Below are 15,096 nucleotides of genomic sequence, written 5' to 3' on the forward strand. Positions count from 1 at the left end.
ATAACTCTAAACTTCGCTCAAAATATCCGATAGTTATATGTATCCCGAAAACTATGAAAAGTTTGAAAAAATAATTGAAAGGTTGCGAGAATTCAAGGGGGTTATAATAGTAGAGGGAAAGCGAGATGAAGATTCCCTACGCAAATTGGGGGTCCAAACGGAGATCCTCAGGCTCTCCCGATCATCCCTTGCAGATGTAGCGTTACTAGCCTCTGAACATGAAGAAGTAATGATCCTAACAGATTTCGACGAAACTGGAGAGAAACTCGCAAAAAGGCTCTACGACCTCTTAGTAGGTCTAACAAAAGTCGATATGGAAACTAGAAGGGAACTCCAATTTATTGCCTCAAAGGACGCTAAGGGGATTGAAGATCTCTATGATTTGTGGGAGAGCCTGAGGCTCCGTTTCTGGGCCCCTAAGGAGGGTGATTAATGAAAAGAAAGAAGACTGTGATCCACCAGTTGATTTCCGAAAAACAAAGATTTGAAAAAGCTAAAGAAGGTGGGAATATGGCAGCAAAAGATGATTTCGGAACGACAAAGTATATTATTCATGCTGAATTTGAGGCTAATGGGGTTGTCGAAAGACCAGATGTAGTGGGGGCAATTTTTGGTCAGACGGAAGGACTTCTTGGGGACGATTTAGATCTAAGAGAACTTCAAAAAACTGGAAGAATAGGAAGAATCAAAGTTGAGGTACACACAAAGGCAGGCAAAACTTATGGAACAATTTTAGTACCCTCAAGCCTAGATAGAGTAGAAACTGCAATTATAGCAGCAGCCCTTGAAACCATAGATAGAGTAGGTCCTTGCGAAGCAAAAATAAGAGTGATAAAAATAGAGGATGTTAGAGCCACAAAAAGGAAGTATATAATCGAAAGGGCAAAAGAAATACTCGAAACACTCATGGAGGAGGAGATCCCAGAAACACAAGAGCTAGTTGAGGAAGTTAGAAAGGCAGTAAGAGAAATGGAGCTTATCGAATATGGTCCTGAGAAGTTACCCGCAGGACCCCATGTCCCATTTTCTGACTCAATAATAGTTGTTGAGGGCAGAGCAGATGTCCTTAATCTCTTAAGGCACGGGATAAAGAACGCAATTGCTGTAGAAGGAACATCAATTCCTGAAACAATAATAAAACTAAGTAAGGAGAGAATAGTAACAGCGTTTACCGATGGAGACAGAGGAGGAGAGCTAATTCTAAAAGAGCTCCTCCAAGTTGCTGATATAGACTACGTAGCCAGAGCTCCAGAAGGAAAAGAAGTTGAAGAGCTAACTAAAAAAGAAATTATAAAGGCGCTAAGAAGTAAGGTCCCAGCGGAACAAGTTATTAACGAATTGTTCAACAAAGGAAAGAGCTTTTATGAAATAGTTAAGGAAAGAGAAAAGGAAGAAGAGGACGAGAGAGCTAGAAAACAAGAATATACAGAAGAAAAGGAAAGTTTAAAACCCCAACCGCAAGTTCAACCAAATGAAAAAATTGTAAAGCCCCTAAAAGTACTAAAGCCAGACTACAAAGAATTTGAGGAATTCATCGAGAAGGTAAAGAACGACTCAATAGCTCTCCTAATAGATGAAAATAAGAACATAATAAAAGAAGTGCCAATAAGAGACATGTTAAGTGCAATAGAAAGCTCAGAAAGTATATATGCTGTTGTGTTTAACGGAGTCATAACCCAAAGGTTAATTGATATAGTGAGCGAGAAAGGAGCAAAATACTTGATTGGTGCAAGAAAAGCTAATGTAGTTAGAAGACCCATAACCCTTAAGATCATAACTTTCGCAGAATGAGCTCTTTTTCTCTTGACTTCTATTTTTTGAAAAAGAAATAAAAAGTAAAAGTAGAAGAGGGCTTTAGATTTCTTCTTCACTTTGTGGAGCTATCTTTTCCCACAACAGAGCTTCAATAAATAATATCACCACTAGAGCCAGCGAAATGTAATATCTAATTTCAATTATGTGCTTGATTTGGAGGCCAAATCCTATGAGGAATATTAAGGCAGATATCCCTGCCACTACTTTTGCTATTGAGAGCTTTTTCTCTGTTGTAATGATTGGTAGCAGTTCAAAAATTGCTACAATGAACACCATCGCTGATACACACTTAAGAAACATGTCAGATATTTCTGGAGCAGAATTAGTCAAACCTACTAGAAGAACTATCATAAACAACCAGAGAGCAGCTTTTGTTCTAGGTTTACGTGTTAAATGTTGAATTATCTGAAGGGCAACCTCTGAAGTTGGCAAGATACTAGTCAACCCTGCCAGGAATACAGCGATACCTATCAATGCCAAAATTAGGGTGCTTGAGATTATAGTGGGTAAATAACCTAAGATTGCAAGTGCTTCCTCTTCTTCTCCCTGAGCATATTCCTTTAGTATCATTTCTCCACTCTCAGACGCTCCCAAGAAGTTTATGATGGCAAATGTTCCAATGATCCCAAGAATTAGCTGAATGAGAATTCCAATACTTATAATTTTTTCAGGTGAAAATCTCTTACCAATAAAGCTTCCAAGCATAATATAGAACCCAAACCCTAACCCAACTGCATATATTGCCCTATCTGCAGCTACCCTTATCATGTCAAACGTTATTGGCTTGAAGCTTGTAATCATCTACTTGCCTAAGCTAGTAATCTCTGCAATTCTAGAAATTTGATAAGAGGAAACTGCAAGTAAGAGAGTCAAGAATATAAATGCCATCGAGCCTATGGCCATGATCGTGAAGGTCTTTTCCCTTGCTCTAGCTAAGATAACAACTATTATTGCCAGAACTACAATCTTTGATATCAATCTTCCAAGTGTTTCAGTTCCCAGATAAGGAGCAAGTACCGATAGCCCCACGTTTGCTGTGTAATATGACAGGAACAACACAATTACTGAGAAAATTAGCAAAATTATTCCTGGTTTCCTAACGACTTTCTCGTAGAATTCTGCAAAAAAATAATCTGACTCTCCAATCTTCTTAGTTTCCATAATGGCAAGATATGTGAACATGGCCAAGAATACTAAGTGCAATATAAGACCAGACATGCCATATTTTAGCCACATCTGTGGGAAAAGGCCTAGTGTTCCAATTCCTGTCGCATATCCAGCAACGAGGGTTATTAGGTATATCTCCCACTTCTTAATCTTCATTCTTTCCCCCCATTATCATTTTACTAAACCACAACATATAAAACTTCTCTTTAACTAACTAAAAAAGTGGAGAGGGAGGTAAAATGCAGGCAGTAGTTCTAGCAGGAGGTAAAGGAACCCGCCTATTGCCACTGACAGTATATCGACCAAAACCAATGATACCATTTTTCAACAGGCCAATAATGGAATACATTGTAGAAAGCTTGGTTAAATTTGGAGTAGATGAAATCATTGTCCTAGTAGGGTATCTGAAAGAGAGAATTTTTGAATACTTTGGAAATGGAGAAGAATTTGGAGTAGAAATAAAGTACTCAAATGGGGAAAATCTAAAACTTGGAACTGCGGGAGCTCTAAAAAAAGCTGAAAAACTTATCCAAGACACCTTCTTAGTAGTTTCGGGAGATATTCTAACAAATTTGGACTTTAGGAGTTTAGTTGAATACCACAAAAAGAAGGGAGGCCCCGCGACAATAGCCCTAACAAAAGTGGAAGATCCCAGTGCGTATGGAGTAGCGGTATTAGATAAGGAAGGGAGAATATCATACTTCAAAGAGAAACCAAAAAGGGAAGAGGCTCCAAGCAATTTGGTAAATGCAGGAATATATGTATTTGAACCAGAAATTTTTGATTTAATCCCGAAGGGTAAAAACTTCGATTTTTCCTTGGATCTCTTTCCAAAAATGCTAAATGAAAACATTCCTATCTACGGATATCCTTTTGATGAGTACTGGAATGATATAGGAAGACCCTCCACATATCTCCAAGCTACTGAAGATGTATTTTTGGGTAAACTAAGGCTACCTCAAATAAATGTTGGATCACTAAAAGGAAACATTGAAAAAGGGGGAAGTCTATTCACGGGAAGTAGGTGCATACTAAGAAGACCAAGAATCATCGGCTTTGCAGTCTTGGGGAACAATGTTGAAATCAGCAAAGATGTAACAATAGAAAGGTCAGTTATATTCTCCAACGTTACCATAGAAGAAGGAGCAGAAATTAGAGAGGCAATAATTGGAGAAAACGTCTACATAGGTAAGGGAGTTGTTATTGAGCCAGGAAGTGTTATTGGAGATAACTCAATAATTGAAGACTTTAGTAAAGTTGGTGCAAATGTTAAGATTTGGGCAGATTCGAGAATTGGTAAAGAAAGTATAATACTACCCGACTGAGGTGATGGAAATGGAGTTATATTACTCAGAAAAGTTCAATCCAGAAGAACTTGCCCTCCTGGGAAGAGCTATAGGAACTGCTACCCAGGGGACAATTGTAGTGGGGAGAGATGGAAGGGCCATATCAAGATATGGAAAGAGGGCTTTAGTTGTAGGAATAGTGAGTACGGGGTCAACAGTAATGGACGTTAGGCTAATTCCAATGATAGCTCTAAGGGACTTTGCAAAGAAAAAGGGATACCCATTTGTATACGTCTACTACTACGGCGGAGTTAGGGTTGAAATAAGTGGGCTTGAAGTCGAAGAAGTAAAGGCAATTGCCGAAAGTAGGGCCTTTGTAGAGGCACCTCCAAATGACATTGGGGCCACTGTGTACTATCCAAATGCTTTGGATGACCTCCTATATGAATTGTTTAGGCACTATAATTTCACCATAGGTGGAAAAGCTCTTGTAGATTGCATGAACACTCCAGCAGCCCTTCTCTTCCCACGACTTAACGAAAGGTTTGGATTTGAAGTCGAGCTTATCAACGATATGATGACCAGTTATCTTCCACCAAAACCAAAGGAAGTATTTCTTCAGAAGTTATCCAAAGGCGAGTACGACTTTGGTCTAAGATTTAGACCTGATGGAATAGCTGAAGTCTATAAAGACAATGAAGTGAAGGAGTTCGATAGCTTATGGAAGCTACTTGATCACTTGGCTAAATTTTAATGCTTGGTGAAAATAATGAAGAGAGGGCTCTTCATAGTCCTCGAAGGGATAGATGGCTCTGGCAAAACAACACAGGCAAGACTACTAGCAAGATGGTTTGAGGACAATGGATTCAAAGTCGTACTCACAAAAGAACCTACCGACACAGAGTTTGGAAAGATCATTAGAAAGCTAGTGTTAGAAGGAAGCATAATAGATGGGGGTAGAATAAGCCTAGAGGCTGAAGCTTTGCTCTTTGCAGCAGACAGGGCCGAACATGTGAAAAAGATAATAGAACCAGCCCTTAGAGAGGGGAAAGTAGTAATTTCAGATAGATACTTTTATTCCTCTCTAGCATACCAATGGGCGAGGGGATTAAACCTGGAGTGGTTAATAGAGATAAACAAATTTGCCCCGCATCCAGATATAGCAATTCTCCTTGACATACCTCCAAGGGAAGGCATAAAAAGGATCAAAAAAAGAAGTTCACAGACGGAATTCGACAAGTTATTTAAGTTGCAAGAGAAAGTAAGAGAGAATTATATAAAACTTGCCAAGATGTTTGATGAAATTAAGATAATTGACGCAACTAAAAGTGTAGAAGAGGTCCATAGGGAAATAATAAGTTCGATAAAAGAAATCTGGGGGAAAAACTATGGTTCTAGATAACCTAGGGAAAGCACTTGCCAACACTCTAAAGAAGATAGCCAGAGCCAGCAGTGTGGATGAAGCTTTAATCAAAGAGTTAGTTAGGGATATCCAGAGAGCTCTAATTCAAGCTGACGTAAACGTTAGACTAGTTCTTCAACTTACAAGAGAAATACAGAGAAGAGCACTGGAAGAGAAGCCTCCTGCAGGAATATCTAAGAAAGAACACATTATAAAAATAGTCTATGAAGAGTTAACAAAATTCCTCGGAACAGAAGCAAAGCCAATAGAAATCAAGGAGAAACCAACAATTTTGTTAATGGTTGGAATTCAGGGAAGTGGAAAAACTACAACGGTTGCAAAACTTGCGAGATACTTCCAAAAAAGAGGATATAAGGTCGGAGTTGTATGTTCAGATACCTGGAGACCTGGGGCTTATCACCAGCTTAGGCAACTTCTAGATCGTTACCACATAGAAGTGTTTGGAAATCCTCAAGAAAAAGATGCCATAAAGTTAGCAAAAGAAGGAGTTGATTACTTCAAATCTAAAGGAGTAGACATAATAATAGTGGATACCGCGGGAAGGCACAAAGAAGACAAGGCGTTAATTGAAGAGATGAAGCAAATAAGCAACGTAATACATCCTCATGAGGTTATACTTGTAATTGATGGAACAATAGGACAACAAGCATACAACCAGGCCTTAGCCTTTAAAGAAGCAACACCGATTGGCTCCATAATAGTCACAAAGCTCGATGGATCTGCCAAGGGAGGAGGAGCCCTTTCTGCAGTTGCCGCAACAGGGGCTCCAATAAAATTCATAGGTACGGGAGAAAAGATAGATGATATCGAGCCCTTTGACCCACCGAGATTTGTTTCAAGACTCTTGGGACTTGGAGATATTCAAGGATTGCTGGAAAAATTTAAGGAGTTAGAGAAAGAAGTTGAAATAAAAGAGGAAGACATTGAAAGATTCTTAAGGGGTAAATTTACACTTAAGGACATGTATGCTCAGCTTGAAGCGATGAGAAAAATGGGGCCCCTAAAACAAATACTGAGAATGATTCCCGGGCTGGGATATTCCCTTCCCGATGACGTGATCTCAATCGGAGAAGAGAGGCTAAAGAAATTCAAAGTAATAATGGATTCAATGACAGAGGAAGAACTGCTAAATCCCGAGATAATAAACTATTCCAGGATCAAGAGAATTGCAAGAGGATCAGGAACATCTACAAAGGATGTAAAAGAACTTTTAGATCAATATAGGCAGATGAAAAAGTTATTTAAGAGCATGAACAAGAGACAATTGAGCAGACTTGCCAGGAGGTTTGGTATGTAATGGAAGCATTCATTCTAGTAATAACATATCCTGGAAAGGAAAAAGAGGTATATGAGGCACTAAAGGCTAGGCCAGAAGTGAAGGAGATATACAGAGTTTACGGTGATTATGACATAGTAGCTAGAGTTGAAGTAAAAGACCTAAAAGACCTCGATAGATTCCACGATGAGGTTTTAAGAAAAATCACAGGTGTTGAGGTAAGTGAAACCCTTATTACAAGCTCTTACCAATAGGTGAAGAGGGTGGAGAAGAAATTTATAGCCATTTATGATTTAGAAAGCGATAAGATTGAAATTATTGACGACAAGTTTAGATTTAAGTGCATAGAAGATTGCGGAAAGTGTTGCATATATAATGAGATCCCTCTCAGGGAAGAATATATCCAGAAAATCTTATCCCTCGGATATGAAGAAGAATATTTTGTTGACTATACAAAGATGTTTTACAGAGGGCCAAAGTTCCTGGGATATGGAATGAAAAAAAGACCTTTTGATGATGCCTGTGTATTTCTAGATCCAGAAACGAAGAAGTGTAGGATATATGAGCATAGACCCGTTGCTTGCAGAATATATCCTTTTGTATTAGTTAAACATGAGAAAAAACTAGAGATTTATGTAAAGGAAGATCCCCGATGCCCTGGAATAAATTCTCCAGATGGAGAAGGTATTGTGGAGATAATCAAAAAGTATTTTATTCCAATTATTGAAGAATTAAAGGGTGAAATTAATGGAAATCGACGATCTCGACAGGAAGATTTTATCTCTTTTAATAGAAGACTCGAGACTGTCGTATAGAGAAATAGCAAAAAAACTCAATGTTGCAGTTGGTACAATATACAACAGAATCAAAAAACTTGAAGATATGGGAGTAATTCAAGGATTTACAGTAAAGTTGAACTATGAGAAGTTAGGGTACGAGTTAACCGCAATTATTGGAATTAAAGCCCAGGGAAAGAAAATTAGAGAAATAGAGAGAATAATTGCAAGAGATAAGCATGTAACATGTGTGTATGATGTGACAGGAGAATATGACATAATTGTTATTGCAAAGTTTAGATCAAGAGAAGATATGAACAGGTTCGTAAAGAGCGTGCTAAGCGTTGATGGAGTTGAAAAAACAAATACACATGTTGCATTAGAAATAGTGAAAGAAGACTTCAGACTAGAACCTTAGAGGTTAACCAGTGCCTCTACTGGAATGTTGTATTCTTCTTTGAGCCTTTCTACAATATCACCAACACTTATTAAGAAGAACATTCCAACTGGAATTGCTCCTGCCTGCCTGCAAAGCTCTACTAGAGCTCTTTGAGTTTCTCCACTTCTGACAACATCATCAACTATTAAAACTCTCTCCCCCTTTTTGAGTGCCCAGGTGGGAAGATAAAGGGTTGTGATACTTCCTGAAGCGCTTGGAATATAGTTAACTTCGTAGAATCTTTCAACTCCAACCTCTTTCTTCTTCTTTGCATAAACAACATCAACTCCTAATTCATTCGCAATCTGAACTGCTAAAGGAATGCCATCGGTTGCCGCGGTTAATATTTTTTCAACTCCCACCTTCATGTACTTCAAAGCAACATCCTCAGAAATTAGAGCCAATAAGTTTGTATCACTTAATACGCTCATAGAATCAAAGAATCCATGCGAATCAAATCTCAGTCTCTTTTTCACTTCTTCCTCCAAGTTTAAATAGGGGGATAGCTTTTCAAACAACTCTCGTGCTCTCTCAACACTAGGAAGAACTTTCCCTTTCACATATCTATTGAGAACTGTTACTGGGAGACCAGTAATCTCCGATAAATCTTCATATGTGTATGTTTTCTTTAAAACCCTTAACATCCTGATTACCCTAAGCTTTTCTCTCACCGCTTCAAGTTGATTCATTCTCCGCCACCCCATCTTAAGTTAACAAAAATTTGTATAAATGAGTTTCGGAAAGGTTTGGAAAGAAAGCAAAGAAGTCTTCGAAATCCTTAAAAACCCATTAGGAATCATCGTAAGTGGGAAAGGGCCCGTGGTCTAGACTGGTTATGACGCCGCCCTCACAAGGCGGAGGTCCGGGGTTCAAATCCCCGCGGGCCCACCAAAAGCGCAGAGATGATGACCGGTTTCGGATCCGATGGATGAGGACATCAGCTATCGCTGATCTCTCATTCTATTCTAATTCCCCAAAATCCAACTCTGTGACCTGGCTCCAGCTGAGGGGAATGGAGTATGTTTGATAAAGTCTTATGGAAAACAAAATAAGCGCTGCTCTTTTCCATCCTCTTTGCAGCCACACTTATAAACTCCCTCTTAAGCTCTGAATTTTTGTCGAACTTTATAAGTGCTGAAAACTTCTCTTCTGTGTCTAGGTCTTTGAGTGTTCCTAGGTATAAAGAAGGCGTCCCATATGCAAATCCAACAACATCAATTCTTTTTGGAGGATTAACCTCCCTTTTCATTTTTTCTGTGATAAAGCTGTATACACCCTCTCCTATTTTTGAGTTGTACTTGATTTCTTTCTTTACAACTATTCCCTCAAGGGTGTTAAATATCTCCAGCCTACTAACCATCAACTTCGGATATTTTTTCGATTATACTATAAATTTTTCCGAAAATTTTTTGACAAATTGTTAAACGAGTTAATTACCTCATATGCAGAACCCAAAGAAAAACCTACAGGAGGATTAGGTAACGTTTATATCTTTTTTGAATGTCATTTTTCCAGGGGAGAAAGATGGAAGTAGAAAAGCTTGCACTCAAGTACGCTCTAATAAATGCAATAGAGCACGACGGTAAAGCTAATCCAAAGGCAGTCATAGGGAAAATACTCGGAGAAAACCCCGAGCTCAGAAAGAAGGCCAGAGAAATTGTTCCAATAGTTAATAAAATTGTAGAGGAAGTTAATACCCTCTCACTGGAAGAGCAGAAAAAGAAACTTGAAGAAATTTATCCAGAGTACTTCATGGAAGGCACTAAAAAAGAAAAAGAGGAGAAAAAGCAACTCCCCCCACTACCTAAAGCAGAAAAGGGTAAGGTTGTAACAAGATTTGCTCCAAATCCAGACGGTGCTTTTCACCTGGGGAATGCTAGAGCAGCAATATTAAGCTATGAGTATGCCAAAATGTACGATGGAAAGTTTATTCTAAGGTTCGATGACACGGATCCAAAGGTAAAGAGGCCAGAGCTAATATTCTACGACATGATAATAGAAGACTTAGAATGGTTAGGGATAAAACCAGACGAAATTGTTTATGCAAGTGATAGGCTTGAAATTTATTACAAATACGCAGAAGAGCTCATAAAAATGGGAAAGGCATATGTATGTACTTGCCCACCAGATGAGTTTAGGAAGTTAAGGGATCAAGGAATTGCTTGCCCCCATAGAGATGAACCCGTAGAGGTGCAACTGGAAAGATGGAAAAAAATGCTAAATGGAGAATATAGAGAGGGAGAGGCCGTAGTTAGAATTAAAACTGATTTAAACCACCCAAATCCAGCGGTTAGAGATTGGCCCGCTCTTAGAATTGTTGATGAGCCAAATCACCCAAGGACTGGAAATAAGTATAGGGTATGGCCTCTCTACAACTTTGCTTCGGCAATAGATGACCACGAATTAGGAGTTACTCACATCTTCAGAGGGCAAGAACACTCAGAAAATGAGACGAGGCAAAGGTATATCTACGAGTATTTTGGATGGGAATATCCAGTAACAGTTCATCACGGAAGACTGTCAATTGAAGGAGTAATTCTCAGCAAGTCAAAGACTAGAAAGGGGATAGAGGAAGGGAAATATCTAGGATGGGATGATCCCAGGTTGGGAACCATAAGGGCCTTAAGAAGGAGAGGAATCTTGCCGGAAGCAATAAGAGAGCTAATCCTGGAGGTTGGACTTAAAAAGAGCGACGCAACCGTAAGCTGGGATAACCTAGCTGCAATAAATAGAAAACTCGTTGATCCAATAGCAAATAGATACTTCTTTGTTGCAGACCCGATTCCCATGTATATAGAGGAGGCCGAAGAGTTTGAGGCAAAGATACCTCTTCACCCAGATCATCCAGAAAGGGGATACAGAGTGCTAAAATTCGAACCGGGAAAGCCAATTTATGTCTCAAAAGACGATCTAAGCTTGTTAAAGCCAGGAGGATTTATTAGACTAAAGGACTTATTTAACGTCGAAATTTTAGAGGTAGGGGATACAATAAAGGCGAGATTCCACAGCCATGAATATGAAGTCGCGAGGAAAAACAAGTGGAGAATGATTCACTGGGTTCCAGAGGGTAAAGAGTGTGAGGTAATAATTCCAGAAGGAGAAGAGCTAATAATCAGAAAGGGCCTACTGGAAAAGAATGCCAACGTAAAAGAAGGAGAAATAGTGCAGTTTGAAAGATTTGGATTTGTAAGGATTGACAAAATAGAAAACGACAAAGTTATCGCAATATATGCCCACAAATGATTTTTCTCCCTTTAATTTTTTCTGTATAGGGATCTTCCCTTTGAATCTATAGAGACTAGTAGAGGCATGTCTCTCACTTCTAATTCCCAAACTGCATCAGTCATTCCCAAATCTTCCCAATAGACGTCTCTCACCTTAACTATAAATTCCCTAGCTAAGCTACCAGCTCCTCCTGGGTAAGAAAAGTACACTGCCCTACCTTTAAATTTCTCATGATTCATGCCCCCTTTCCCTATCACCCCTCTAACTCCGCGATTGAATAGGAAATCTAGGTACTTTTCCATCCTAGCACTTGTGGTTGGGCCTGCCGAAACTACAATGCCATTTTTAATTAAAGGGCCGCAATGATATATCACGGCACCTTCAGGGTTGAAAGGGAAGCCTTCTTCAAGAAATCTCCTATGAGCTAGATCCCTAGCAGTGTAAACGATTCCAGAAAGAAGAACTCTATCTCCAATTTCCAAATCCCTAATATCTTCCCAGGTTAAGGGAGTTTTTAGCCTTACTGCCATATCACGACCTCCCCATCTTCTTTCTCTTCAATAAATGCCCTTCTATGTGCCCAACATTGGATGGCAATCCCAACTATAAAACTCGCAGGGTGTCTTTCTCCCACTTCAATTTTCACATCTAATGCCGTTGTCTTCCCTCCCAATCCCATGGGACCTATATCCAAGAAGTTTATCTCCTCCAGAATTTCCTCTTCCAGCCATCCTAACTTTTCATGCCTCTCGCCAATTTTTCTGAAGAGCGATTTCTTGGCCAAAGTTATAGCTCTTTCAGCAGGACTTGCAATTCCAATGCCAACAATTATAGGAGGGCAAGGCTTTCCGCCACACGATCTAATGTGATCAATAATTTTCTTCTTTACTCCTTCAAACCAGTCCCCGGGGGTTAAAGGAAATAGTGCAGAGCAATTTTCACTTCCACCTCCTTTAATGAGTATGCTAATTCTGTTTCTTTTCCCAGGTTCAATATGAATTTCTGGCACATTTCCCACAACTTTTCCCGAAAGGAGACAAATTGCATTTGGTCTTAGAGGTATTTCATCTGTCGCCCTTTTTACAGCTTCAGCTATAGTTTCATAGATCTCCTTAACGTTCCAAGTTCCATCTGTTTCAACAAAGAAGATCGGAGTTCCAGTATCTTGACAGAGAGGAACCTTTTCTTTTTTCGATGTTTTTACAGCTCTAAGCATTATTTCTAGGTTATATTTTGCTATTTCGTAGTCTTCCCTTTCATAGGCATTCTTTAGTGCCAAAGCTACATCCTCAGGAAGGTTTGTAACTGCGAGCTTAAGGGCTTCCACTATGTCCTCCACTTTGATCAATTACCTATCCCCCCGCCCTAGCTTTGCTTAACTCTTCTAAGAACTTCTCAACTTCCCCTTCAATTTCCACAACATATAGAACTAAAATTTTTCTCCTCTCTACGTTAATCACATTTATTCCAACATTTATGTTTCTTTTCTTGGCAATTTCCAAGAGTTCTTGAGGAGGAACAGCTGTCTTAATTATCATATAGGAGAGAATACATAAGCGTTTTATAAAACGATTGCTCTATATTGTATGGTGAACATAATGGATGAGATTATTGTTGTAACAACCCCCACAATCCCAGGATACAAGATCATCGAAGTGAAAGGAATAGCTAGGGGCGGAATTGTTATGGCCACTCACTTGGGAAGGGACATATTGGCACTCCTCAGAAACATAAAGGGAGGGGAAGTAAAAGAGTACACACAAATGATGGCAGAAGCTAGAGAGGAAGCTCTAAGAAGAATGATTGAGCACGCAAAAAAGTTGGGAGCAAATGCAGTAGTTAACTTTAGATTCGCAACTTCAAATGTTGGCGGAGGAATGGCTGAAGTTTATGCATATGGCACAGCAGTTGTAGTTGAGAGGGAGAAATAATGAATCCAGCACCTTTTCTTCTCCTCGGGGGAGCATTAGCCTGGCTAACCTTATATCTCCTGGGAGGAAGAAAAGTCAAAGCAGGAGAGTTCATCTTAGGAGCAATTATCTTTCCATTATCTATAACTCTCCAGAACATAGTTCAGCAACTTCCCCTTTTGTGGGTGGGTATAAGGCCAGATATAACAAGTCTGGGAACTTCGGAGATAATCGCCATAAGCATATGGATGGGCCTTATAGCGGGAATCTTTCAAGAACTTTTTAAATACATATTTGTTAGAGGGAAGAGTGCTGGTTATGCATTTTCCGTAGGTCTCGGATTTGCGATAAGCGAGGTAATCTTCATAACTGCCCTTGTTACTCTCTCCGCTAAAGGAGGGACACCTTCCCAACCTTTTGCGACAAATCTCCTTTCCCTAGCGGAAAGATATCTTGTCGTTCTTTTCCACGTAGGAACAGCAATTATGTTAACCCAGGGCACAAGAAAAGTCTTAATTGAAGTCATTGGATTGCATGCCCTAATTGATTCAATGGCCGCCTATTACCAATTAATGTCCGCAGTATACATTAAAACAAACAAAATTTACATGATCCCAAGGATTCTTCTTCTGACGGAAATAGTTCTAGCCGTAATAACAGTTATTGTCTTAATAGCTTCACTTCCAAAAATATCTCAAGTAAAGGAAGAAAAAGAAGAAGTCATTTGGTAAGGCTGAATTTTAGGTTCTCTGATTTCTCTTTTACTTGAAGCCTGAACTGGCAAGCTTTACATATTTCTCCACTTGTGGGCTGGCCACAAATCTTACAGCGATTTAGTTTTACTTCCTTGGCATATGTTTTTGCTAAGAGGGGGAATATTTTGTCGTAGCTCCTCAACAGCTGATATTTAGTCCCAGGATGCTTCTCCTCCATTTCATTGAGCCAATCTCTAATTTCAGCCCTAAATGCTTCAGTTGCATAAGGACACTCACTTAAATCCACTTCAATGTTGTTTAAAACTGCATAGAGAACGATTTCTTTCTCGGGAACCTCCCTGAGAGGTTTTATTCTAGGAACTAACCCTTCATGAATTACCTCATAGTAAGGACCAGTTCTTCCTAATCTTGCCACATCTCCCCTCATCAAATTCATTAAAAATACTTGAACTTCATCGTCCAAGTTAAGTCCTAAGGCAAGCTTATCAACTCCCAATTCCTCAGCTGCCTTGTTGAGCAACCATCGTCTCCATACTCCACAATAAGAACAGGCGCCCACTCTCTCTTCTCTAGGCCCCATAATTTCCACAGTTTCATCTAATGTGAAGCCAATAAAATCCTTAAACCTGTAAATGTGATGCTCCACTCCTAAAAGTTCTGCATTTTTTCGAGCAACTTCAACACTTTTATCTCTATACCCTTTAATCCCCTCATCAATTGTTATTGCAACCAGCTCAAAGGGAAACTTTTTCCTTAGCTTTGCCAAAATGTGCATAAGAACTACGCTGTCCTTTCCTCCGCTCACCGCAACTCCAACTTTTTCCCCTCTTTTTATCATCCTGTACTTTCTTATAGTTCTCTTTACCTTTCCCTCCACTAGCTCATTGAAGTGCTTGTGGCAGTAGTATCTACCCTCGTATCGGGCAAAATATATGGCCTCTCTTCCACACTTTGAACACTTCATTTTAACTCGAAAGTAAAGGAGAGCAAAAATTTTTAAAGGTGGTGGTCAGCCCATGCGAGTCTCTTCACACCTCTGCCGAAATCTCCTTCATCATCCCTT

18 protein-coding genes, 1 tRNA gene and 1 pseudogene are annotated in these 15,096 nt (G+C 39.4%); 13 read left to right on the forward strand and 7 right to left on the reverse strand.

Annotated elements, in window-relative coordinates; translation table 11 throughout:
* Positions 1 to 37: 37 nt before the first annotated feature.
* Both ACMFNG_RS01280 and dnaG read left to right on the forward strand, forming a co-directional pair.
* On the forward strand, positions 38 to 433 hold the full coding sequence (locus ACMFNG_RS01280; protein ID WP_011012870.1) for a toprim domain-containing protein: 396 nt from the start codon (positions 38 to 40) through the stop codon (positions 431 to 433).
* On the forward strand, positions 433 to 1,791 hold the full coding sequence (dnaG, locus tag ACMFNG_RS01285) for a DNA primase DnaG (protein WP_014835578.1): 1,359 nt from the start codon (positions 433 to 435) through the stop codon (positions 1,789 to 1,791). Before ACMFNG_RS01280 ends, dnaG begins: the two co-directional genes overlap by 1 nt.
* Positions 1,792 to 1,854: 63 nt before the next feature.
* Here dnaG and ACMFNG_RS01290 read toward each other — a convergent pair.
* A pseudogene (locus ACMFNG_RS01290) lies at positions 1,855 to 3,138 on the reverse strand (sodium-dependent transporter).
* A gap of 83 nt (positions 3,139 to 3,221) precedes the next feature.
* Between ACMFNG_RS01290 and ACMFNG_RS01295 the strand changes: the two are divergent.
* The 7 genes from ACMFNG_RS01295 to ACMFNG_RS01325 are packed head-to-tail and all read left to right on the forward strand — an operon-like array spanning position 3,222 to position 8,161.
* The gene (locus ACMFNG_RS01295) at positions 3,222 to 4,307 is read left to right on the forward strand and encodes a sugar phosphate nucleotidyltransferase (protein WP_011012874.1); all 1,086 of its coding nucleotides are present in this window, start codon (positions 3,222 to 3,224) and stop codon (positions 4,305 to 4,307) included.
* 10 nt (positions 4,308 to 4,317) lie between these two features.
* A complete protein-coding gene (locus ACMFNG_RS01300; RefSeq protein WP_014835577.1) occupies positions 4,318 to 5,022 on the forward strand; it encodes a phospho-sugar mutase in 705 nt (234 codons plus the stop codon).
* Between the two features lie 15 nt (positions 5,023 to 5,037).
* Positions 5,038 to 5,670 (forward strand): dTMP kinase, encoded by a 633-nt coding sequence (gene tmk / locus ACMFNG_RS01305; protein ID WP_011012876.1) that lies wholly within the window; start codon positions 5,038 to 5,040, stop codon positions 5,668 to 5,670.
* The gene (srp54, locus tag ACMFNG_RS01310; RefSeq protein WP_011012877.1) at positions 5,657 to 6,988 is read left to right on the forward strand and encodes a signal recognition particle SRP54; all 1,332 of its coding nucleotides are present in this window, start codon (positions 5,657 to 5,659) and stop codon (positions 6,986 to 6,988) included. Before tmk ends, srp54 begins: the two co-directional genes overlap by 14 nt.
* Entirely contained in the window at positions 6,988 to 7,221 is a 234-nt protein-coding gene (locus tag ACMFNG_RS01315) for an Lrp/AsnC family transcriptional regulator (RefSeq protein ID WP_011012878.1), read from the forward strand. Before srp54 ends, ACMFNG_RS01315 begins: the two co-directional genes overlap by 1 nt.
* A gap of 9 nt (positions 7,222 to 7,230) precedes the next feature.
* The gene (locus ACMFNG_RS01320; RefSeq protein ID WP_430515189.1) at positions 7,231 to 7,782 is read left to right on the forward strand and encodes a YkgJ family cysteine cluster protein; all 552 of its coding nucleotides are present in this window, start codon (positions 7,231 to 7,233) and stop codon (positions 7,780 to 7,782) included.
* Positions 7,715 to 8,161: an Lrp/AsnC family transcriptional regulator gene (locus ACMFNG_RS01325; RefSeq protein ID WP_011012880.1), complete on the forward strand. Its 447-nt coding sequence runs from the start codon at positions 7,715 to 7,717 to the stop codon at positions 8,159 to 8,161. The genes ACMFNG_RS01320 and ACMFNG_RS01325 overlap by 68 nt, the downstream gene beginning before the upstream one ends.
* On the opposite strand, the gene ACMFNG_RS01330 is transcribed toward ACMFNG_RS01325, so the two are convergent.
* On the reverse strand, positions 8,158 to 8,871 hold the full coding sequence (locus ACMFNG_RS01330) for a phosphoribosyltransferase family protein (RefSeq protein ID WP_011012881.1): 714 nt from the start codon (positions 8,869 to 8,871) through the stop codon (positions 8,158 to 8,160). The genes ACMFNG_RS01325 and ACMFNG_RS01330 overlap by 4 nt on opposite strands.
* A gap of 124 nt (positions 8,872 to 8,995) precedes the next feature.
* On the opposite strand from ACMFNG_RS01330, the gene ACMFNG_RS01335 reads away from it, so the two are divergent.
* Positions 8,996 to 9,073, forward strand: a tRNA-Val gene (locus ACMFNG_RS01335).
* Between the two features lie 64 nt (positions 9,074 to 9,137).
* Here ACMFNG_RS01335 and ACMFNG_RS01340 read toward each other — a convergent pair.
* Entirely contained in the window at positions 9,138 to 9,542 is a 405-nt protein-coding gene (locus tag ACMFNG_RS01340) for a hypothetical protein (RefSeq protein WP_014835576.1), read from the reverse strand.
* Between the two features lie 164 nt (positions 9,543 to 9,706).
* On the opposite strand from ACMFNG_RS01340, the gene ACMFNG_RS01345 reads away from it, so the two are divergent.
* Positions 9,707 to 11,425 (forward strand): glutamate--tRNA ligase, encoded by a 1,719-nt coding sequence (locus tag ACMFNG_RS01345; RefSeq protein ID WP_014835573.1) that lies wholly within the window; start codon positions 9,707 to 9,709, stop codon positions 11,423 to 11,425.
* 11 nt (positions 11,426 to 11,436) lie between these two features.
* Here the strand turns inward: ACMFNG_RS01345 and ACMFNG_RS01350 are convergent, their stop codons facing one another.
* Genes ACMFNG_RS01350 through ACMFNG_RS01360 form a run of 3 tightly spaced genes read right to left on the reverse strand, consistent with a single transcriptional unit; the run spans position 11,437 to position 12,945 of the window.
* Positions 11,437 to 11,937 (reverse strand): FumA C-terminus/TtdB family hydratase beta subunit, encoded by a 501-nt coding sequence (locus ACMFNG_RS01350; RefSeq protein WP_011012894.1) that lies wholly within the window; start codon positions 11,935 to 11,937, stop codon positions 11,437 to 11,439.
* A complete protein-coding gene (locus ACMFNG_RS01355) occupies positions 11,928 to 12,755 on the reverse strand; it encodes a fumarate hydratase (RefSeq protein ID WP_014835572.1) in 828 nt (275 codons plus the stop codon). The genes ACMFNG_RS01350 and ACMFNG_RS01355 overlap by 10 nt, the downstream gene beginning before the upstream one ends.
* Positions 12,756 to 12,759: 4 nt before the next feature.
* On the reverse strand, positions 12,760 to 12,945 hold the full coding sequence (locus ACMFNG_RS01360; protein ID WP_011012896.1) for a TIGR04140 family protein: 186 nt from the start codon (positions 12,943 to 12,945) through the stop codon (positions 12,760 to 12,762).
* Positions 12,946 to 12,993: 48 nt separating this feature from the next.
* On the opposite strand from ACMFNG_RS01360, the gene ACMFNG_RS01365 reads away from it, so the two are divergent.
* Both ACMFNG_RS01365 and ACMFNG_RS01370 read left to right on the forward strand, forming a co-directional pair.
* Complete coding sequence (locus tag ACMFNG_RS01365) at positions 12,994 to 13,338, forward strand: YbjQ family protein (RefSeq protein WP_011012897.1); 345 nt, start codon at positions 12,994 to 12,996, stop codon at positions 13,336 to 13,338.
* The gene (locus ACMFNG_RS01370) at positions 13,338 to 14,048 is read left to right on the forward strand and encodes a YhfC family glutamic-type intramembrane protease (protein ID WP_011012898.1); all 711 of its coding nucleotides are present in this window, start codon (positions 13,338 to 13,340) and stop codon (positions 14,046 to 14,048) included. The genes ACMFNG_RS01365 and ACMFNG_RS01370 overlap by 1 nt, the downstream gene beginning before the upstream one ends.
* On the opposite strand, the gene ACMFNG_RS01375 is transcribed toward ACMFNG_RS01370, so the two are convergent.
* Positions 14,038 to 14,997 (reverse strand): TIGR00269 family protein, encoded by a 960-nt coding sequence (locus tag ACMFNG_RS01375; protein ID WP_011012899.1) that lies wholly within the window; start codon positions 14,995 to 14,997, stop codon positions 14,038 to 14,040. The two genes, ACMFNG_RS01370 and ACMFNG_RS01375, sit on opposite strands and share 11 nt — an antisense overlap.
* Positions 14,998 to 15,096: the final 99 nt, after the last annotated feature.

It is taken from the genome of Pyrococcus woesei (assembly GCF_050496105.1).
GTDB classification, from domain to species: domain Archaea; phylum Methanobacteriota_B; class Thermococci; order Thermococcales; family Thermococcaceae; genus Pyrococcus; species Pyrococcus furiosus.